This is a genomic window from Nostoc sp. ChiQUE01b (assembly GCF_034531255.1).
Lineage (GTDB): Bacteria > Cyanobacteriota > Cyanobacteriia > Cyanobacteriales > Nostocaceae > Nostoc.
This window is the reverse complement of sequence record NZ_JAVRBM010000041.1, coordinates 56,003-78,242: the sequence shown is the minus strand read 5'-3', so window position 1 is coordinate 78,242 and position 22,240 is coordinate 56,003. Positions and strand designations below refer to the sequence as shown.

General features: G+C 41.6%; 11 protein-coding genes. 8 read left to right on the top strand and 3 right to left on the bottom strand.

From position 1 onward, the window contains the following. From RMY63_RS24365 to RMY63_RS24355, 3 genes are all read left to right on the top strand, one after another. Positions 1–1,294: response regulator (locus tag RMY63_RS24365; protein ID WP_322731185.1), on the top strand; the 1,294-nt coding region annotated here is incomplete at its 5' end. Further along, positions 1,291–3,126, top strand: coding sequence for an EAL domain-containing protein (locus RMY63_RS24360; protein ID WP_322731184.1), 1,836 nt, complete (start codon positions 1,291–1,293; stop codon positions 3,124–3,126). The genes RMY63_RS24365 and RMY63_RS24360, both read left to right, overlap by 4 nt. Positions 3,127–3,395: 269 nt before the next feature. After that, positions 3,396–4,811, top strand: coding sequence for a response regulator (locus tag RMY63_RS24355; RefSeq protein WP_322731183.1), 1,416 nt, complete (start codon positions 3,396–3,398; stop codon positions 4,809–4,811). A gap of 166 nt (positions 4,812–4,977) precedes the next feature. Here the strand turns inward: RMY63_RS24355 and RMY63_RS24350 are convergent, their stop codons facing one another. Then, complete coding sequence (locus RMY63_RS24350) at positions 4,978–5,652, bottom strand: response regulator transcription factor (protein ID WP_322731182.1); 675 nt, start codon at positions 5,650–5,652, stop codon at positions 4,978–4,980. A gap of 91 nt (positions 5,653–5,743) precedes the next feature. Then, positions 5,744–6,820 carry a HAMP domain-containing sensor histidine kinase gene (locus RMY63_RS24345; protein WP_322731181.1) on the bottom strand — a complete coding sequence of 359 codons (1,077 nt, stop codon included), beginning with the start codon at positions 6,818–6,820 and terminating at the stop codon, positions 5,744–5,746. Positions 6,821–7,324: 504 nt separating this feature from the next. On the opposite strand from RMY63_RS24345, the gene kdpA reads away from it, so the two are divergent. The 4 genes from kdpA to RMY63_RS24325 all read left to right on the top strand — a co-directional run bounded on the left by kdpA (position 7,325) and on the right by RMY63_RS24325 (position 14,346). Continuing rightward, positions 7,325–9,010, top strand: a complete 1,686-nt coding sequence (kdpA, locus tag RMY63_RS24340) for a potassium-transporting ATPase subunit KdpA (protein WP_322731180.1) — start codon at positions 7,325–7,327, stop codon at positions 9,008–9,010. Positions 9,011–9,666: 656 nt separating this feature from the next. Continuing rightward, positions 9,667–11,772 (top strand): potassium-transporting ATPase subunit KdpB, encoded by a 2,106-nt coding sequence (kdpB, locus tag RMY63_RS24335; protein ID WP_322731179.1) that lies wholly within the window; start codon positions 9,667–9,669, stop codon positions 11,770–11,772. 679 nt (positions 11,773–12,451) lie between these two features. Continuing rightward, positions 12,452–13,045 (top strand): K(+)-transporting ATPase subunit C, encoded by a 594-nt coding sequence (gene kdpC, locus RMY63_RS24330; RefSeq protein WP_322731178.1) that lies wholly within the window; start codon positions 12,452–12,454, stop codon positions 13,043–13,045. A gap of 143 nt (positions 13,046–13,188) precedes the next feature. Then, positions 13,189–14,346: a universal stress protein gene (locus RMY63_RS24325; RefSeq protein WP_322731177.1), complete on the top strand. Its 1,158-nt coding sequence runs from the start codon at positions 13,189–13,191 to the stop codon at positions 14,344–14,346. Positions 14,347–14,639: 293 nt separating this feature from the next. Here RMY63_RS24325 and RMY63_RS24320 read toward each other — a convergent pair whose 3' ends face one another. After that, a complete protein-coding gene (locus RMY63_RS24320; RefSeq protein WP_322731176.1) occupies positions 14,640–16,055 on the bottom strand; it encodes a folate/biopterin family MFS transporter in 1,416 nt (471 codons plus the stop codon). A gap of 595 nt (positions 16,056–16,650) precedes the next feature. Between RMY63_RS24320 and RMY63_RS24315 the strand changes: the two genes are divergently transcribed. Further along, positions 16,651–22,080, top strand: a complete 5,430-nt coding sequence (locus tag RMY63_RS24315) for an AAA family ATPase (protein ID WP_322731175.1) — start codon at positions 16,651–16,653, stop codon at positions 22,078–22,080. Positions 22,081–22,240 lie beyond the last annotated feature (160 nt).

The window sequence follows — 22,240 nt, the reverse complement described above, 5'->3', positions numbered from 1 at the left end:
GCAGGGGGAGCAGGGGGAGCAGGGGGAGCAGGGGGAGCAGGGGGAGCAGGGGGAGATGAGGGAGCAAAATCTTCCTCATCCCCCTCATCTTCCTCATCTCTTCTTCGAGGTACAAGACACTGGCTGTGGTATTGCTCCACAAGAACTTGATTTGCTGTTTGAGGCTTTTGAACAAACCGAAATTGGCAGAAAATTCCAACAAGGGACGGGACTGGGTTTAGCGATTAGCCGTAAATACGTGCAACTGATGGGAGGAGATATTACTGTCAGCACGATGCCTGATGTCGGTAGTACATTTGCCTTTGATGTTCAGATTGCTCTAACTTGTCCCAGAGAAATCCCGATAAACCAAATTAAATCACAAATTAGAGTTTTAGCACTTAGTGAAAAAGTATACCGTATCCTAGTAGTTGACGACTCCAAAGAAAGCCGGTTGTTGCTAGTTAAAATTCTCACATCTCTAGGCTTTGAAGTTAACGAAGCTACAGATGGTAGTGAAGCGATCGCTAATTGGGAATCTTGGCAACCACACCTAATTTTTATGGATATGCGAATGCCGGTTATGGACGGTTACGAAGCCACAAGAGCTATTAAAGCTAGAGAAATCGGGCATCAAAGAGCCAATACGTCGCGGAGGTTCGCAAAATCGAAACAACTGGTGTCATCGGGGAGCCAGTACCTTGCAGAAGAGTTAACCGATTCCGGCGAGGGTGAGGTTCTGAAAGTTGTACGCAAAGAGTCTTCCACACCAGAAACAACTGGTGTCATAGAAAATGATGCTTCTGGTGCGTCCACTTTGCGATCGCGGATGCCAACAGCCTTGGCTCCCCCTTACGACTTCTCTAGAACAATGCCGGATAGCTCCAATACAAATACAATCATTATTGCCCTAACTGCTAGCGCCTTTGAAGAAGAACGCCAGAAAATTTTGTCCATTGGCTGTGATGATTTTATTCGCAAGCCATTCAAACAGGAAGTATTATTGGAAAAACTGAGCAAACATCTGGGTTTAAAATATACCAATCAGGTAAAAACCACAAACACAGTAGTTGTCGATCAAGCTACACAGATTTTTGTCAGTGTTGCCGAACTCCTGGGGCATTTATCACAAATGTCACCTGAGTGGCTCCAACAGATTCACTATGCCGCAGCCAGCTGTAGCGATGAACTGATTTTAGAGTTACTCAAGCAAATTCCATCAGATAATGCTCAAGTTTCCCAAGTTCTCAGGGATTTAGCAAATAACTACCAGTTTGAGAAAATCATGGAATTGACTACAACAAACTTAGAATGAATTACGAGCATTTAAATCCTAATAAAAAAGATATTTTGATCATTGATGATATGGCGGATAACCTCCGGGTTTTATCCTCTATATTGACAAGGGAAGGGTATAACGTTCGTAAAGCTTTGAACTGGCAAATGGCATTGACAGCAACTCAAACATTATTACCTGATTTGATTCTACTCGATATCATGATGCCAGAAGTAGATGGGTATGAAATTTGCCAAACCTTTAAAGCTTGGGAACTAACAGCTGATATTCCAGTAATTTTTATTAGTGCTTTAGATGATGTTTTTGACAAAGTTAAAGCCTTTAAAGCGGGTGGTGTAGACTACATCACCAAACCTTTTGAGTTTCAAGAAGTTTTAGTGCGTGTGCAAAACCAACTGGCATTGAGATCGGCGCGGTTAGAAATATTGAAACTAAATGTTGAACTTGAAGATCGGGTAAAACAGCGGACTGGGGAGCTAGAAAAAACTCTCCAAAAACTTCAGCAAGAAATCGATTCCCGCCAGAAATTGCAAAGTCAACTGCTAGATATAGCACTGCATGATTCCCTGACTGGATTATCAAACCGAGTTTTGTTTATTAGGCGATTAGAAAATGCTCTCAATCGCGCGAAGCAAGAATCTAATTATCAGTTTGCGGTACTTTTTTTGGACTGCGATCGCTTCAAAGTTATTAATGATTCTCTTGGTCATCCGGTGGGAGATGAATTACTGATAGCCATTGCTCACCGTTTACAAGCATGTCTGATACCTGTTGATACTTTAGCACGATTGGGTGGGGACGAATTTGGAATTCTTTTAGAAAATATCACAGATATCAATATAGCAATCCAAGTTGCCGAACGGATTCTGCAACAGCTATCACTTGCCTTTAAGCTCTCAAGATATGAAGTATTTATGAATGTCAGTATTGGTATTACTTGGGGCAACAAAGATTACGATCGCCCAGAGTATTTGCTGCGTGATGCTGATACGGCAATGTATCGGGCTAAGGCTCAAGGAAGAGGCAAATATCACGTTTTTAATCCGGCGATGCATCAGGAAGCTATTCAGCTTTTAGAGTTAGAAAATGACCTGCGAAGGGCTGTTGAAAGGCAAGAATTCCTCGTTTACTATCAGCCAATTATTTCCCTGACTACAGGTAGAATTTCTGGATTTGAAGCCTTAGTGCGCTGGCAACATCCGATTCGTGGTTTGGTTTCTCCCATAGAATTTATTCCTGTAGCCGAAGAAACGGGTTTAATTAATGCCATCAATACTTGGGTATTACAGTCAGCTTGTTATCAATTAAGCATCTGGCAACATTATCCAGTGACACCAGAACCTCTAACTATGAGTGTTAATTTAAGTGCAAAATTATTTTTACAGCCGAATTTGGTAGAACAAATTGACCGAATAATTTATGAAAATAAAATAAATCCGGCATATTTAGAATTAGAAATTACCGAAAGTGTAATTATGGAAAATACAGATGCGATAAAAATAATTCTTCAACAACTAAAGCAGCGAAAAATTAAGTTGATTATGGATGATTTTGGTACAGGATTTTCCTCTTTAAGTTACCTGCACAGCTTTCCTTTAAATGCACTCAAAATTGATAAATCCTTCGTCAAACGGATGCAGGAGAACAAAGAAAATATGGGGTTAGTACCAGCAATGATTGGCATTGCCAACTCAATGGGGATGAGTGCGATCGCTGAAGGTGTCGAAACACAAGAACAGTTAGCCCAATTGAGAAGTTTAAACTGTAATTTCGCTCAAGGATATTTATTTTCTAAACCCATAGAACAACAACTGGCTCTTAAGTTGCTTACCTCAGCACCTCAATGGTAGCTATCAAGTAGCAACTGAAAAAAATTTCATTGTTGCTCCTTGGCTAGATAATTTGTGAGTGCTATCTACTATAATTCTTACAGCAGTTGATCGGGTTGCCAAAGGTGATAACTGGCCAATAGCTTCGATAATCTGCAAAACTCTTCAGCCACGTGAGAGTTAAACTATAAAGATTAAGTATTTCGGTGAAATCACTCAACAAATTTTAGAATGATTTCAAAGAGGGATTTACTATCCTCAATAATTATACGCATAACTTTTGATCAATAATGCATTTTAATCAAACTAATTATCAGAAAAGAAATATTTTGGTGGTCGATGATACCCCAGATAATTTGCGGCTTTTATCGGCGATGTTGACTGCACAAGGTTTTGAAGTTCGCAAAGCCTTAAACGGTAAAATGGCACTGACTGCATGTCAAATGGTTTTGCCCGATGTGATTTTGCTGGATATTAATATGCCAGGTATGGATGGCTACCAAGTTTGTCAACAACTAAAAGCTGACGATAAAACTAGTGAAGTCCCAGTAATTTTTATTAGTGCTCTGGATGATGTTGTAGATAAGGTAAAGGCATTTGATGTTGGTGGTGTAGATTATATTGCAAAACCTTTTCATGGTGCAGAAGTGGTATTGCGAATTGAAAATCAGATTAATTTACGCTTGCTCCAAGTTAAACTACAAGAAAAAAACTTTTTACTCCAACAGGCTCTTGACAACTTGCAAGCCTCTCAAGTTCAACAAATTCAGAACGAAAAGATGGTGGCGCTGGGACAGTTAGTAGCTGGGCTGGCTCATGAGATTAATAACCCGATCAGTTTTATTTATGGAAATCTCCAATATGCTGGTCAATATGTAGAAGACCTAGTAAGTATAATTGAGGTCTATCAGCAAGAATATCCCAAACCCACACCAAAAATTCAGCAAATAGCCAAAGATTTAGACCTGAATTTTATCATTAAGGATCTACAAAATCTGATAGGTGCAATGTATAGAGGCTCCGATCGCATTCGGGAAATTGTACTGGCCTTACAACACTTTTCTCGGCATGATGAAGCAGAGATGAAACGGGTAAATATCCATGAAGACATCGAAAATACTTTGGTGATGTTACAACATCGGCTCAGAGAAGCAGCCGATCGTCCGGCAATTGTTGTGGTGAAAGATTATGGTAACTTGCCCCTAGTCACTTGTTATGCGAGTGAACTAAATCAAGTATTTATGCATTTGTTGAATAATGCTATTGATGCAATAGAAGAGGGAGTGGGGAGTGGGGAGTGGGGAGTAGGGAATGGAGAACTCTCTGGGGATCAGGAGCAATGGGGAGTGAGAAATCAATCTTCTACTTCCTACTCACTACTCCCTCCTCCCCAAATTCGGATTCATACAGAGGTGACAGACTTGAACTTAGTCAAAATTGCGATCGCTGATAATGGTCTTGGTATTGAAGAGTCATTGCGATCGCGTTTATTTGACCCATTTTTTACCACAAAACCTGTGGGCAAAGGTAGTGGGCTAGGATTATCTATTAGTTATCAAATTATCGTCCAAAAACACCGAGGAAATATTAGCTGTAACCCATCTGTTGGCAAAGGAGCAGAGTTTGTGATCGAAATTCCTATAGAGCAGCCTGATATCTCATCGCAATTTTCAAAATCAGAAAAGCGATTAGGGACTGGGGATTAGGGAGATGAGGGAGCAGGGGAGGCAGGGGAGCAGGGGAGGCAGGGGGAGAATAAGAAAAGGGGAGCAGACGAGGCAGGGGGAGAATAACTAATGACTAATGACCAATGACAAATGACAAATGACAAATGACAAATGACAAATGACAAATGACCAATGACCAATAAATCTAATTAATCAACAATTCTGGTGCTACCAATCCTTTTTGGATAGCTAAGACTGCGGCTTGAGTGCGATCGCGTACTTCTAGTTTTTGTAAAATAGCATGGACATGAACCCGCACTGTACCAGGGGCAATGTAGAGAATTTCAGCAATTTCTTGATTGCTTTTGCCAGCTGCTACCAGTGCCAAAATTTCTTGCTCCCGCTTCGTTAAAGGATTTTCTAAAGATTCCTCAGTTTTTGTAGACTGCACCGCCATCGAATTACCTTCAAAAGCGGCTCTAATTTCAGTTGTTGCCGTTTGATCCCACCAAGAAGCGCCCGCAGCAACCGATCGCACTGCTAATATCAAAGACTCAGCCGGAATACCTTTAAGGCAGTAACCTTGCGCCCCGGCAGCAATTAACCGCGAAATCAGGGGTTTTTCAGAACGAGACGTTAAAACAAGAATTGGTAAATTTGGGTGCTTCTGCTTGATTTGGCGACAAGCCTCAATCCCGCCAATTCCTGGTAAACCTATATCCAGCAACACCAAATCCAGAGGATAGTGATTAGCTAATTCTACAGCTTGTTCCCCATCTTCCGCTTCTGCGACAATCTCCAAACTGGTTTCTTGTTGCAACCGCATCCGCAGACCAAGCCGAAACAATTCATCATCTTCAACTAGTAAGATTTTTGTCATTTGTCATTGGTCATTTGTCATTTGTCATTTGTCATTTGTTATTCTCCCCCTGCTCCCCCTGCTCCCCCTGCTCCCCCTGCTCCCCCACTCCTCATCTCCCCGGTGGTGGACAAGCTGGGAGTCGGAAACCAAACAGTGCGCCGCGTGGTGAGCGATTTTCTGCCCAAATTGTACCCCCATGAGCAGTAATAATTTGCCTGGTTAAATAAAGTCCTAGCCCAGAGCCAGTGACGTGGCGATCGCTATTTCCTTGATAAAATCTCTCAAATAAGTGAGGTAACTCTTTTTCGGTAATGCCAGAACCAGTATCGAGTATTTTTACCACTTGATCGCTAGAATAACCTTCAAATACTACTTCCACTTTACCGCCACGAGGGGTATGGTTAATGCCATTACTCAGGAGATTGCTGAAAACTCGCCCAAGTTGCAAAGAATCTCCGTTTACCCAGAGAAAGCTGCGAAAATCTGATTCGCCATAGTGCAGAGAAATATAAACCTGACGTGTTTTTGCTAGTTCAGTCAGTGTAGCGATGATCTCCTCCGCTACTGTCACCAAGTTAACTGGTGATATCTGTAGTTTCAGCCCTTCGGCATCATTGCGGTACACATCTAAAAGTGTTTGGACTAATTGCAATGTACTCTGATGACTACGAGCCATTGTTTGTAAAACGTTTGCTTGCATGGGCGTGATTTCACCGAATTGCTCATTTTGAAAATATTTCAGCGTTTCAATTGCTCCTAATAGGGGTGTTTTCAAATCATGCGTTAGGGTAGAAACAAAATCTTCACGCATGATAGCTAGTTGTTCTTGGGAGCGTAATTGTGCTTGAGTATAAGCGATCGCTTCTTCATTGCGGTGGTTGCGGTCACTTAACCAACCTGTTACCAACAATGCCAATACTGCAATCAACCTATTTGCCAACGTTGGAGAATTAATTATTTCTCCTCCGGGAACAAACAAATTCAATAATGTTAATCCTGTAGCTGCAAGAGTGATCCCCAAAACTGCTCTCCGATTCAATCGAGAATCTGCTAATAAAATCGTCCCTGTGTAGAGATAGCCAAACACGTATTCAGGGGGTGTCAAATATTCTAGGATGATCACGATCGCAAAGGCGATCGCTATTAGCCCATAAGTCTTTCCACGCTCATTTATCGCTTCTTTCATCAGAAAAGGTGGGTTTGGGAATCCCCGCGCTTATAGGGCGGGGTGGATGTCAATTTGAGCGGCGATCGCCATTCTTGCACAGAATATAATCAACTGTATACTTGTCAACACGAAAGAGAATTTTTAATTAATTTCTAACCCACCCGGTACAAGCGAAATCAAATCAATTTTGCGACCATTGCCTTTGCGGTTAACGTACAATTTTCCCAAAATGCTACATCGCCCCTAATGCAGTGATTAGAGATATATTAGGAGCGATGCCTACGGCGGCAAGCTACGCTAATCTCACTCAAGCAATTCTGACTAATTGTGCAAAATGTATTGTATAAACAAATAGTCCTAACTAGTTAAATAGATGAATTAAGAGTAAAAATTAAATATTCTTAACAAAAACTTGAATAAGTATCTGGAAAATAGTGATAGCTGAAAATAGTAAATTCCTGAAAATCTGTTATTTCTAAAAATTGGCTTGCTAGGACTTAAATTTAATTTAGCGCAAAATATATGGGACAAGGTTTTTTGCAAATTGGCTTAACGCTGTGTATTGTCATAGCAATCACTCCATTATTCGGAAAATACATAGCGCGTGTCTTTTTGGGAGAAAGAACACTGCTTGATTTTTTGATGAACCCCATAGAGCGAAGTATGTTCGTACTTGCGGGTGTTCGGAGAAAAGATGACATGACGGGTTGGCAGTATATCCGGGCCATACTTTGTTGTAATTTAATTATGGGTATTTCAGTGTATTTTTTGATCTATTTTCAGAGACTCTTACCCTGGAATCCAAATGGCTTCGGTTCGCCCAGTTGGGATGTATTGTTACATACAACAATTTCATTTGTAACGAATACTGACCAACAACACTATGCAGGTGAGACAACCTTAAGCTATTTTAGCCAGGTAGCGGCTTTAGGCTTTTTGATGTTCACCTCCGCAGCCACCGGTTTAGCCGTAGGAATTGCTTTTATTCGCGGGTTGACGGGTAGAAGACTAGGAAACTTTTACGTCGATCTCGTCCGTGGAATTACGCGAATATTGCTGCCGATTTCGATTATTGGCGCGATCGCTTTGCTGGTAGCAGGTGTACCACAAACCTTAGCTGGAACTATGGATGTGACAACCTTAGAAGGTGGGACGCAATATCTGGCCAGAGGCCCGGTAGCATCTTTTGAAACGATCAAACTTTTGGGCGAGAACGGCGGCGGCTTTTTTGGCGTCAACTCAGCTCACCCCTTTGAAAATCCCAATGGCGCTTCTAATTTGATAGAAATGCTCGCCATGATTTCTATCCCAGCAGCTTTGATTTACACTTACGGTATATTTGCCAATAACATCAAACAAGCTTGGTTACTTTTTTGGATGGTGTTTGTGATTTTTGTTATTCTGGTGGGAGTTACAGTTGTGGGAGAATTGCAAGGTAATCCCCTAGTTAATACCGCCCTTGGATTAGAACAGCCCAATTTAGAGGGGAAAGAAGTTCGATTTGGTTGGGCACAAACAGCATTTTGGGCAGTGATGACTACTGCTACTATGTCTGGTGCTGTGAATGGGATGCACGATTCTCTGATGCCGCAAGGAATATTTTCGACTCTCTTTAACTTATTTATCCAGGTTATCTGGGGTGGTCAGGGAACTGGAACAGCTTACTTATTTATTTACTTAATTCTCACAGTCTTTCTAACTGGACTAATGGCAGGACGTACCCCAGAGTTTTTAGGACGCAAAATTGAAAAGCGGGAAATCGTTCTCGCTAGTGTAGTGCTGTTGATTCACCCAATTCTAGTTTTGATTCCCAGTGCGATCGCTTTGGCTTATCCCATTTCCCTATCTGGAATTAGTAACTCTGGCTATCACGGTATTTCTCAAGTAGTTTATGAATATGCCTCAGCCGCAGCAAATAATGGTTCGGGCTTAGAGGGATTAAGGGATAACACCCTATGGTGGAACTTAAGTACTTTAGTTAGCCTAATCGGAGGACGCTACATTCCGATGATTGCCATCCTGCTGCTAGCTGACGGAATGTCTCGCAAACAACCAGTACAAGAAACCCCTACTACCCTGAGAACTGATTCTCTGGTATTTACTGGGATCGCGGCTGGAGTAACGCTGGTTTTGGGAGTATTAACTTTCTTTCCCGTTCTGGCTTTAGGCCCCATAGCTGAGGGTTTGAAACTAGCATCTGGCAGTTAGAAAAGTTATGAGTTATAAGTTTGAAATTAAGAAAATATCAAAAAGTAATTCAGGAGGCAGGAGGAAGGAGTAACCCAGACTTAAAAGTGTGAGATTTAAGCAAGAAAGGTTATATAGCTGTAGTCAGATATGTTAGGACAGTGCTGATTGCTCAAAGCCTGGAAGCAACTAATACAACACGGCGTAAATAAACCACCCCTTCGGGTGACGCTCTCTACGAGACGCTACGCGAACGCAGGCTCGCTAACGCTGCGCTAACGGCAGTTCCTCATGGGGGAAACCCCCTCTTCTGCGGACTGCCTCACCATTCAAAATCAACGAAACGCTTACGCTGCATTGATTTTGAATTTTGAATTTTGAATTTTGAATTCCGCCTTACGGTACTAGGTTTATACTCAGCACTGGCTCAACGCCTCGCTAACAGCACTCAGCTATATCTTGCACTACGCGTCTCGTACCAGTATCTGATTTTTACCTGGGTAATTACTTAGAAATAAAGTTTTCATTCATACTTATTTTCTCCTGGCTCCTGCCGTTATTTTATAAATTATCCGGTTTCGTAGGATGCGTTACTAATGCATCCTACAGGTTGGATATTTTTTTATTAGAAGTTCCTATAACTCCTAACTCCTAACTTCTCACTGCTAACTTTATTTATGAATCAAGTGGCAACTAACTTCAAAGCTAGACGCCCAAGTTCTCGTTCTGGCGATCGCCGCCAAAGACGTAAAAAGACCAGGGCAAATAATAAGTGGCTGTACTTAAGAGCAATTAGAGATGCTTTTGTCAAGCTCAACCCTAAGTATGCAATCAAAAATCCAGTAATCTTTGTAGTTTGGGTCGGGACAATCATCATTTTATTGCTAACGATCGATCCCAACCTATTTGGCCCAACCCTGCAAAAGAACCCGCAAGTTTTCAACGCCTTGTTGTCGGGGATTTTATTCTTTACAGTTTGGTTTGCCAATTTTGCCGAAGCAGTGGCAGAAGGACGGGGTAAAGCCCAAGCCGATGCTTTACGGTTAACAAAATTAGAGGCGATTGCGAAAAAACTTGCTGCCGATGGCACACTTAGCGAAGTTTCATCCACCAGCCTCAAACAGGGCGATACCATCTACGTCGTTGCTGGCGATATCATCCCCGCCGATGGTGAAGTAATCATGGGTGTTGCCTCAGTGGATGAATCGGCAATTACTGGGGAATCTGCACCAGTATTAAAAGAATCAGGCTCCGATGTTGCCAGCTCCGTCACTGGTGGAACGCGGATTATCTCAGATGAACTAATTATCCGTATAACTACTGACCCAGGCAAAGGCTTTATTGACCGAATGATTGCCTTGGTAGAAGGGGCAGAACGTAGCAAAACACCCAATGAAATTGCTCTTACGGTATTGTTGGCAGTTCTCAGCTTAGTATTTTTGTTAGTTGTAGTAACCTTGCCTGCACTTGCTTACTATGTCAACAGTCCAGTCAGCGTGCCAATTTTGATTGCCCTATTAGTGGCGTTAATTCCTACCACCATTGGCGGCTTACTAAGTACCATCGGTATTGCTGGTATGGATCGAGTTGCCCAATTTAACGTCATTGCCACATCAGGACGAGCAGTGGAAGCCTGTGGTGATGTCAACACTTTAGTTCTTGACAAGACAGGTACAATTACCCTCGGCAACCGTCTGGCGGAAGAGTTTATTCCTCTCAACGGTCATTCAATGTCGGAAATTGCTAATGTTGCCTGGGCAGCTAGTGTCTTTGACAATACATCAGAAGGTAAATCCATTGTCCGATTGGCAGAAAAGTTGGGCGCACGGTTTGATTTTGACTACACTCAGGCAGAAGGAGTCAGTTTTTCCGCTAAAACCCGGATGAGTGGCACGAATTTACCTGGTGGGTATGAGGCCAGAAAGGGAGCAGTAGAAGCTATTAAAGGATTTGTCCGTTCCCGCAACGGACACGATGTACCAGAATTGGATGCTGCCTACGAACGAGTTTCTCGCTTGGGAGGTACACCCCTAGCAGTTAGCTTAGATAACGAAATCTATGGGATTATTTATCTCAAAGATATAGTTAAACCTGGTATCCGCGATCGCTTTGAGCAACTGCGACGAATGGGAGTGCGTACCATTATGCTAACTGGAGATAACCGAATTACCGCTTCTGTCATTGCCAAAGAAGCCGGGGTAAATGACTTCATCGCTGAAGCCACACCAGAAGACAAAATCAGTATCATTCAACAGGAACAAGCCGTAGGTAAACTGGTCGCCATGACGGGAGATGGAACTAACGATGCTCCAGCATTAGCCCAAGCTAACGTCGGTGTGGCGATGAATACAGGAACGCAAGCAGCAAAAGAAGCCGCTAACATGGTCGATTTGGACTCCGATCCCACAAAGCTGCTCGATATCATTGGTATTGGTAAACAATTGTTGATTACTCGCGGGGCATTGACGACATTTTCCATCGCTAATGATATTGCTAAATACTTTGCAATTATCCCAGTGATATTTGTCGCTGCTAACTTGCAAAGCCTGAATATTATGAATTTGACTAGCTCTAAATCGGCTGTACTTTCAGCACTGATTTATAATGCTTTGATTATTCCCGCTTTGATTCCCTTAGCATTAAAGGGTGTGAAGTTTAGACCGCTTACAGCTAATCAGTTACTCCAACGCAACATCTTAATTTACGGCTTAGGTGGGGTAATTGCACCGTTTATTGCAATTAAGTTGATCGATGTACTGATTACACTTGTAGGCTTGGCTTAAGAGGATGTTTGAAAAGTATTAGGCGAATACAATTTGCTACTACACAAAACTTAGTCCACTACCGTGGACTAAGAGAAAATCAAGGGTTTCAAACCCACGGAAGTTGGTTTTGTCTGTATAGTCACGAATTATATTCGCCAGTGCTAGTATATTTTGCGACTTTTCAAACATCCTCTAAGGACGGCAAAAGTAGAGACGATGGGAAACGATCGCATCTTGAACAAAGTAAAATAATAAACATTTTTACTTTTATCTGTTGAGAGGTGGAACAAGAAGAATATGAATAAACATCGTTTTTACTCAGCACTGCTTTGGCGATATCCATTATTTGGTCGCAATGGCATAAACAACATTTACTACTCGCTATTTTTATCCTGCTGTGCTTGAATGTGGTAACTACCCCAATACTTCTCGGTTAGCGCAATTAGTCGTTGCAGATCCCCCTAACCCCCTTAAAAAAGGGGGCTTCTAACCCTTTTTTACCCCCTTTTTAAGGGGGTCGCCGTAGGCGGGGGGATCTGAATTTAGGACGACTCAATCCTTATCCGAGAAGTATTGGTAACTGCCCCAGTTGTTTATGCTGTTGCTAACAGCATCTTGTAAGATCCTGCTAGGTGGGCAAAAAAATTAAAAATTAAAAATTAAAAATTAAATTCTAGGCGCAATTGGAAAACTTTTTATGGCTATTATTCGAGAAACTATCAGAGCAATTTTTATAACTCTAATGCTTTGGTTGTTGACTGGAATCATCTATCCTCTGATAATCCTTGTAGTGGGTCAAGCTTTTTTCCCTTACCAAGCTAATGGCAGCATCAAGGTGAATCAAAAAGATGAACCAATTGGTTCTGCTTTAATCGGTCAGGTGTTTACATCTGAGCGATATTTCCATTCTCGTCCTAGTACTGTTAGATATAGCCAAGGCAAAAAAGCCAAGCCAACTGGCATATCTGGAGCTAGTAATCTCGCTGCAAGCAATCCAGAACTACAGAAGCGGATTTTAGAAGAGGCAGATAAATTACGAGAGGAAAATCTTCAACCGATAGCTGATATAATTTATACCTCTGGTTCTGGTTTAGACCCGCATATATCCTTGAAAGCAGCACGGCAGCAATTGACGCGGGTTGCTAGTGCGCGGGGAGTAAAAGAAGATGAAATTTTACGTTTAATTAATAAGTATACTGATGGCAGATTTTTAGGGATTTTTGGCGAACCAGGAGTCAATGTTTTCCGATTGAATTATGCTCTTGACTTCCAAGATATTAATCGTCAGTAAAATCAGTAAATGGAGAGTGGGGAGTTAGGAGTTATGAGTTAGGAGTTAGGAGTTAGGAATAAATAGATAACTTTTTCATTACTCTCTATGCCTCTACGTGAACCATAAGATTATTGTTTTCAAATATTCATGCAAGAGGTCTAATGTCAGATAAAAGTAATACTGATTCGGCTGGGAATGCGCCTTTAAATTCTGCAAGTTACTCGCTTTATCCAGCACGACGACGAGGTAAGCATAAAATCTTTATTGGTATGGCTCCTGGAGTAGGCAAAACCTACCGGATGCTGGAAGAGGGACACGCACTTAAACACGAAGGGCTTGATGTCGTTGTTGGGCTTTTAGAAACCCACGCACGCAAGGAGACAGCTGAGAAGGCAGAGGGACTGGAAATTGTACCCCGTAAGCAATATCCTCGCGGTGAGTTGACGCTGACGGATATGGATACAGATGCTATTTTAAAGCGATCGCCCCAATTAGTCTTAATCGATGAACTTGCCCATACCAATGTCCCTGGTTCCCCACGCGAAAAACGCTACGAAGATGTAGAAGTAGTTTTGGCAGCCGGGATTGATGTCTACTCCACAATGAATGTGCAACATTTGGAAAGTCTCAACGATCTAGTAGCCAGAATTACAGGTGTGGTAGTCCGTGAGCGGGTTCCTGACAGAATTATGGATGAAGCAGATGAAATAGTGGTAGTGGATGTCACACCAGAAACGCTGCAAGAACGGTTATTAGAAGGGAAGATTTACGCACAGCCAAAAATCCAACAATCCCTCGATAATTTTTTCCAACGCCGTAACCTGATTGCTTTGCGGGAGTTGGCTTTGCGAGAAGTGGCAGACAACGTGGAAGGAAATGCGATCGCTACTACCCCCAATGGACAATTTTGTAATATTCACGAGCGGGTTTTGGTATGTGTTTCCACTTATCCCAACTCAGTGCAATTGTTACGCCGGGGTGCGAGGTTAGCTAACTATATGAACGCGCCGCTTTATACCTTGTTCGTTGCCGATCCAGAACGCTTCCTCACCAAAGAGGAAAGTTTACACATCCACACTTGTGAGAAACTTTGTAAAGAATTTGAAGGTACTTTTCTTCGTGTTACCAACAGTAATATAGCTAATGCGATCGCTGAGGTCGCCGAAAAACATCGGATTACCCAAATTGTAATTGGTGAAAGTCAGCGATCGCGCTGGCAAATGCTCCTCAAAGGATCTTTGACGCAAAAATTGGTGCGCTTGCTCAAAAATATCGATTTGCATATCATTGCCAGCGAAAAAATGGTTTCACCCAAATAGCGGGCAGGGGCTAGTAAGTCAAAAGCTAAAAGTAAAAAGTGAGCCACTGCGGTGGACGGGTTCCCCGGCATAAAGCAAGTGGCGTTAGCGCAGCGTTAGCGACGTAGGAGCGTCACCCGTAAGGGTAAAAAGAAAAGAATTAAGACTTCATCAGTTCTATGCTTGCCCTTTAACTTTTGACTTTTAACTTCATCTTGGGGGCAGGGGGTAGGAGAAAAGAATTGACACTCTGCGGTCTGATGCATGAGTCCTGCACTTTGTACCTCATCTACTTGAAACTTGCTGTATTACAACTATTCCACTATTTCTGACTTTGGTTCTCTCAGTACCAACTCAGGCATTAAATCAGGCGAAAATAGGTGTTCCTCATTTTTGGGTGTTTCAGTATGCTCTTCAGTAGCAGGTAGCCAGTTGATAAATGGTAGGGGTAACAGCGTGCTGAGGTTAGTAATTACCACCAAGAGCCAAAGTGACTCAAAGTTTGTTGCGGTGATCCCCAGCCAATACGTGATTAATGCGCCAAATGCATGGGAAACCGTTCCTGCTGAATTAAACACCGACATTAACAAAGCAAATAACGTCGCTTCCACACCAGAAGGACAAAGCCTTGCTGCTAGCACCATCACTTGCATAAAGGCAATTTTCCCCATCACAGTCAGAATCAGGCTATCACCCAAACTAAACCAGTGGTCATCTATACCCAATAGCCTGTTTGTGTGAGTCACCAACAACAGCATCGTCATCCCCAAAATTGACGAAAGGACAGTACTCCAAGCAAAAATCACACGAAAAGGGATGCCTTTGAGGAAACGTTGAAAAATCCAAACACCTGCCAAAGAAGCGAAACTTCCCACCAAGTTTACTCGCCCCAAAAATTCTGGTTCAAAGTGGAGTTCGTTGGTAGCGAAGTAGAAAAAGGCTGAGTCAGCATTTGGAGTAGCTTGCCAGATGAAGATAAACGCCGTTGGTAGCCAAATTGTTTTTTGGCTAATAGCTTGGCGTAGCTGCTCCAGTTGATGTTTGATTGGTAAAGGGTTGGTCTGATTACTATCTTGAGCATCTTGGCTAACGGGGGACTCAGCAATTAACCAAGCTACCCCTGAAACGATCAAAGGAAATAAAGCGGTAATCCCAAAGACGGTACGGGTAGTAAAGTATTGGAGTAGTAGACCGCTACAGTAGGCTGTTATTAAACCTCCGATCGCCGAAGCACCCCAGCACAGAGATTGTAATGAACCGGCTTTTGCTTGCGATTCGCCTCTGGCTCGTTCTACAACTAGCGAGTCAACTATCACATCACTCATGGCGACGGAGAGAGAACCGAGGGCGATCGCTAATGTAGCTGCCCAGCTAGTATGAACTATTGTGGCTAGACTTATCCAAGAAGCAGTTCCCAGTATCCCGGATAAAATCAAGTAAGGACGGCGACGATAGCCAAATATAGGCAAGCCATCAGAGATAAAACCAAACACCGGCTTAATCATCCAAGGTAGGAAGACAATTCCCAATAGCGCCGATACCTGGACTGGACTCAGGAGTAGTTCATCTTTGAGAAAAAAGCTAACGGCTAGACGCGATAGCCCTAAAATTCCTTGGACAAAGTAAACGGTAAGAATTGCAATTAACTCTGCATTCGGTTCGTTACCCAAGAAGAGTTTTTCTGTTATTGAGTCTTTGACCTTGGACAAGCCAGATGATTGATCTACCATTCGATAAATATTTTTTAAATTTTGTTTACTTTTATATCATATCGATTCTTAGGAGGTGGGTTTTTCTCACCTTTTTCCTTTTGTTTCTTCTTTGAGTATTATTTAAGACTTTCCTAACAACTTTTCTTTCTTACAGCAAGATGTTCTCATTTCTGAACGGCCATTTGCGTTTGAATTTGGGACATGTAATAGACCTGCCTTAAAAATAGGGACTGGGGATTGAGGACTGGGGATTGGGGACTGGGGATTGGGGACTGGGGATTGGGGACTGGGGACTGGGGATTGGGGACTGGGGATTGGGGACTGGGGATTGGGGACTGGGGATTGGGGACTGGGAAAGAGATATTTTTATTACTTCGTTGTGGACTCTGTTCATGGAGTCTCTTGCAACAGTTCCCTAAACCCCACCCCCAGCTCCTAAGAGCAGGCTCTTAGGGGAGACTTTGACGTAAGTCAAAGGCGGGGTGGGGTTCTTATTTTGGATTTATGCAAGAAGTCTAATGATTTGCCCCGATGAGTTGTCTCAAAAGACACACATAAACTGGCGTTACTGCTTTGGGAACAATAAATTCAGAAATCACTAGGGTTTAGCAGTATGGGCAACAGCATGGTCAGTATTCCCGGATACGACATAACTAAAGAAATCTACAATGGTTCCAGAACTCTAGTTTATCGGGGGTATCGAGAAACTGACTCATTACCTGTAGTAATTAAACTGCTAAAAAATTCATATCCCAGTTTCAGCGATCTGTTGCAGTTTCGCAATCAGTACACAATTGCCAAAAATCTTAACTCATCTGCGATCGTCCAAACCTACAGTCTGGAGGCGTATCAAAATGGTTATGCGTTGGTAATGGAAGATTTTGGTGGGATTTCTCTCAAAGATTATTTTGCTTGTTACCAGACGCTAGATATCGAGTCTTTACAAGAGTTTTTACAAATAGCGATCGCTTTGTGTAATGCATTAGATATTCTAATTCGTTATCGGATCATTCACAAAGATATTAAACCTGCCAATATTTTAATTAATCCAGAAACTAAACAAGTTAAGTTAATTGACTTTAGTATTGCATCTCTGCTGCCACGGGAAACTCAAATCCTGATCAGTCCTAATATGCTAGAAGGGACACTCGGCTATTTATCTCCAGAGCAAACTGGACGAATGAATCGGGGGATTGATTACCGTACTGATTTTTATTCTTTAGGTGTAACTTTTTATGAGTTGCTATCAGGGGAATTACCGTTTCAGTCGCACGATCCGATGGAATTGGTACATTGTCATATTGCCAAACTTCCACCACTTTTAGGGGACAGGAGACAGATTTCGCAAGTTCTGTGTGATATCGTGATGAAACTGATGGCGAAAAATGCTGAAGACCGCTATCAGAGCGTATTTGGACTAAAATATGATTTAGAAAATTGTTTGGCTCAACTGAAGTCAACAGGGAAAATTGTAAGTTTCCCAATTGCTCAACGGGATGTGTGCGATCGCTTTATTATCCCAGAAAAACTCTATGGTCGTGAGCATGAAGTTGAAACTCTGCTGAAAGCATTTGAACGCGTTACTAACCCCAAGGGGGAACTAAGGGGGGTAGAACTAATGCTGGTGGCTGGTTTTTCTGGTATTGGTAAAACAGCAATTGTTAACGAGGTTCACAAACCCATTGTCCGGCAGCGGGGCTACTTCATTAAAGGCAAATTTGACCAGTTTAATCGTAATATTCCCTTCTTTGCTTTTGTGCAGGCGTTTCGAGACTTAATGGGACAATTACTGAGTGAAAGTGATGTCCATTTGTCAACTTGGAAAAATAAAATTTTACAAGTGCTGGGCGATCAGGGGCAAGTTATTCTTGAGGTAATTCCCGAATTAGAACAAATTATTGGTCAACAACCACCGGCAACGGAACTTTCCCCAAACGCAGCCCAGAATCGGTTTAATTTATTATTACAAAGGTTTATTCAAGTATTCACTACCAAAGAACATCCCCTAGTCATTTTTTTAGATGACATGCAGTGGGCAGATTCAGCATCAATGAAGTTAATCCAGCTACTAATGAATGAGTCAAACTCAGGATATTTATTATTAATTGGAGCTTATCGAGATAATGAAGTTTCTGCTGCCCATCCCTTGATGTTGACATTAGATGAAATTGCCAAACTTAATGCTGCTAATATTAACAAAATTACATTAGCACCGCTAACTGAAGCCAGTTTAAATCAACTGGTTGCCGATACTCTCAACTGTTCGCTAGAAACTACAGAAATTTTAACACAGTTAGTATATCAGAAAACCAAAGGTAATCCATTTTTTAGCACGCAATTTTTCAAAGCACTGCATCAAGACCAGCTAATTAAATTTGATTTAAATAGCGGAAGCTGGCAGTGTGATATTGCCCAAATCAAGGCGTTAGCACTGACAGATGATGTAGTTGATTTTATGGTGTTACAGTTAAGAAAATTACCAGAATCAACTCAGAATATTTTGAAATTAGCAGCTTGTATTGGTAATCAATTTGATTTGGCAACATTAGCAATTGTTTCTGAAAATTCTGAAACAGAAACAGCAGTATTTCTTTGGAAAGCATTACAAGAGGGATTAATCTTACCCCAAAGCGAAGTTTACAAATTCTATGTTGGGCGAGAAACACAGGATTTAATACAAAGTTCGCTAACTGTAAACTATAAATTTTTACACGATCGCATTCAACAAGCAGCTTATGCGTTGATCCCAGAGTCAAAAAAACAATCCATCCATCTGCAAATTGGTCAACTGCTATTAAACAAAATACCAATTAAAAAGCAGGAAGAAAGAATTTTTGAGATTGTTAATCAGTTAAATATTGGTGTAAAGCTAATCAATCTACAATCTGACCGAGATCAATTAGCAGAGTTAAATTTGCTAGCTGGGCAAAAAGCTAAACTATCCACTGCTTATACAAATGCAATAGAATATATCAGTTGCGGTATTCAACTATTGAGAACAGAAAGCTGGCAACAACAGTATTCACTTACATTAGCCTTGTATGAAGAAGCGGCTTCGGCAGCCTATCTTATCGGCCAGTTTGACGAGGTAGAAGAGTTTGTTGAGCAAGTACAACAACATGCCAAAGACTTAATAGATCGGGTGAAATCGATTGAGATTCAAATCCAATCTTATTTGGCTCAGAGTCGTTTTGATGATTCGATTCGGACTGCGATCGCACTGCTAAATCTCTTAGGTGTTAAACTATCTCACCAAGCGAATAAAATACAAACATTACTCAATCTAGCCCAAACAAAATTACGATTTTTAGGTAAATCCCCTTTAAGTTTGATTGATTTACCTAATATGACGGGGGACAAACAACTAGCAGCAATCCGAATTTTGGCTAGTACGAATTCCACAGCTTATATTGCTCGTCCAGATTTACTCCCACCAATAATCTTGAGCGAAGTCAATTTATCGATGCAGTACGGCAATGCAGCAGCATCTGCATTTGGCTATGCCTGGTATGGATTAATTGAGTGTGGTATTCTAGGAAATATTCAGACAGGTTATAAGTTTGGTCAATTAGCATTACAAGTTCTCGAAAAATTCCATAGCAAAGAATTCAAAGCTAGAACTTTCTTCATTGTTCAAACATTTATTAATCACTGGCATCAACCCCTTAAAGATACAATTGCACCGTTAATCGAAGCTTATCAAGTGGGTTTAGAAACCGGAGATATTGAATATGCGGCTTGGGCTAGCTATAGCTGTAGTTTTCATGGATATTTGATGGGGCAGGAATTGGCTGAGTTAGAAAAACAGATGGGTGACTACGCTGAAGTCTACAGCAATTTTAGACAAGAAAAACCCCAGACTTATATTAATTCATTTCGTCAAGCCATCTTGAATTTGTTAGAAAAGTCTACTGATCCCAGTTACTTATCAGGTGCTGTTTATGATGCCCAAACTATTCGCCCATTACAAGAGCAAGCAGGCGATCGTACTGGATTGAGCTTTAGCTATGCTAATGAACTGATACTTTGCTACCTGTTTGAAAATTATACCAAAGCATCTGAGGCAGCAATTCAGGCAATAACCTATTTAGATGGGGTAACATCGGCAGCAATTGTACCAACAGTTTATTTTTATCAAGCGTTAACCCAACTAATTCTCTATCCAACAGCAACGGCTACCGAGCAAAAACAGATTCTTAAAAAAGTAACCTCCCATCAGAAAAAGCTGAAAAAATGGGCGCATCATGCCCCAATGAATCATCAACACAAATTTTATTTAGTCGAAGCAGAACGGCAGCGGATTTTGCTGCAAAAAAACAAAGCAATGCAACTGTACGATCGCGCAATTTCTCTTGCTAAAGAAAATGCATATATCCAAGAAGAAGCCTTGAGCAATGAGCTAGCTGCCAAGTTTTACCTCGACTGGGGCAAAGAAAAAATCGCCCAAGTTTACATGCAAGAAGCTTATTACTGCTATGCTCGTTGGGGCGCTAAAGCCAAAATTGAGGACTTAGAAAAACGCTATCCTCAACTCCTTGTTCCCATCTTACAAGAGCAACATAATCGCTTTCAACTAAATTCAACCGTCGATAGATCATCATTCCCAAATCAAACCATCCACACAAACCTTTCTAGCAGCAGTATTTCTGAAGCCCTCGATTTGTCCACCATTTTGAAAGCCTCACAAGCTCTCTCCAGTGAAATTCAATTAGAGCAATTACTCACTACCCTCTTGCAAGTGCTAATGGAAAATGCTGGGGCACAAAAAGCTACCCTACTTGTACTCCAACAGGACAACTTAGTAATTGAAGCCGTAGCCAGCATCAATGAAGGAGTCACTCTATTATCTGTACCATTGCCAATTAGCGAAGCTATTCCGATTACACTGGTAAACTTTGTCAAACACAGCTTAAAAACTGTTGTGCTGGATGATGCAACAGCACAAACTGATTTTATCGCCGACTTATATTTTATGCAGCAACAACCTAAGAGTGTGTTGTGTACGCCGATGTTAAATCAAGGTAAACTCATCGGGCTGCTATATTTAGAAAATCCGCTGACAATTGGTGCATTTACAAGCGATCGCACCAAAGTTATCCAACTGCTATGCGCTCAAGCCGCTATCTCTCTACAGAATGCCCACCTTTATCAAGAATACCAGAATTATGCTCATCAACTAGAGCGATCGCTGCAAGAACTTGAGCAAGCCCAATTACAAATGGTGCAAAATGAAAAAATGGCAACCTTGGGCAATTTGGTTGCAGGTGTGGCACATGAAATTAATAATCCCATTGGATTTCTCGAAGGTAGCCTCTACAATGCCGAAGAGTATACTCAAGACTTACTTGCTCATATCCAATTGTTTAAACAACATCATCCCACTCCAGCGATCGCAGTTATTGAGCATGGCAAAAAAATTGACCTAGAATTCCTGACTGAAGATTTACCAAAGCTAGTAAGTTCGATGAAGGTGGCTTCAGAACGGATTAAAGATATTAGTACCAGTCTCCGCACCTTCTCCAGAGCCGATACAGCCGAAAAAGTTGCTTGTAACCTCCATGAAGGGATTGAGAGTACCCTGTTGATTTTGAAGTATCGCCTCAAAGCTAACGAAAAACGTCCAGCGATCGAAGTCATCACTGAATATGGAAAGTTACCATTAGTCAAGTGCTTTTTAGGACAGTTAAATCAAGTATTTATGAACATCCTTGCTAACGCAATTGATGCCTTAGATGCATCCATTCAGAAACGTTCTTTTGCCCAAGTGCAAGCAGAACATCAGCAAATACTGATTCAAACTGAAGTATCCAGTGACGAACAAACAGTAATAATTCGCATTAAAGATAACGGTCAGGGGATGCCAGAGGAGATTAGATCGCGGATCTTTGACCACCTATTTACAACCAAAGAGGTTGGCAAAGGAACAGGATTAGGATTAGCGATCGCTCGTCAAATTGTTGAGGAAACCCATGATGGAAGCTTAAGTTGCAATTCTATACTTGGTGAAGGAACAGAATTTGTTATTGAGATTCCAGTATTTTAACTCTACCTAGCTAAGAGGATGTTTTAAAAGTATTGGACGAATAGAATTCGCGACTGCACAAACTCTCGTCCATTTCCGTGGACTAATACAAAACAAGTCTTAACCTAGAAGAATCCTCGCATTGGCAGTGATGTGCAGTCGATCTCGTAGTTTGCGATCG

Excerpts from the sequence above, each read along its gene's own strand:
- RMY63_RS24315 (WP_322731175.1), top strand. The coding sequence starts at position 16,651 with ATGGGCAACAGCATGGTCAGTATTCCCGGATACGACATAACTAAAGAA.
- RMY63_RS24345 (WP_322731181.1), bottom strand. The coding sequence starts at position 6,820 with ATGAAAGAAGCGATAAATGAGCGTGGAAAGACTTATGGGCTAATAGCG.
- kdpA (WP_322731180.1), top strand. The coding sequence starts at position 7,325 with ATGGGACAAGGTTTTTTGCAAATTGGCTTAACGCTGTGTATTGTCATA.
- kdpC (WP_322731178.1), top strand. The coding sequence starts at position 12,452 with ATGGCTATTATTCGAGAAACTATCAGAGCAATTTTTATAACTCTAATG.
- RMY63_RS24350 (WP_322731182.1), bottom strand. The coding sequence starts at position 5,652 with ATGACAAAAATCTTACTAGTTGAAGATGATGAATTGTTTCGGCTTGGT.
- kdpB (WP_322731179.1), top strand. The coding sequence starts at position 9,667 with ATGAATCAAGTGGCAACTAACTTCAAAGCTAGACGCCCAAGTTCTCGT.
- RMY63_RS24355 (WP_322731183.1), top strand. The coding sequence starts at position 3,396 with ATGCATTTTAATCAAACTAATTATCAGAAAAGAAATATTTTGGTGGTC.
- RMY63_RS24320 (WP_322731176.1), bottom strand. The coding sequence starts at position 16,055 with ATGGTAGATCAATCATCTGGCTTGTCCAAGGTCAAAGACTCAATAACA.
- RMY63_RS24360 (WP_322731184.1), top strand. The coding sequence starts at position 1,291 with ATGAATTACGAGCATTTAAATCCTAATAAAAAAGATATTTTGATCATT.
- RMY63_RS24325 (WP_322731177.1), top strand. The coding sequence starts at position 13,189 with ATGTCAGATAAAAGTAATACTGATTCGGCTGGGAATGCGCCTTTAAAT.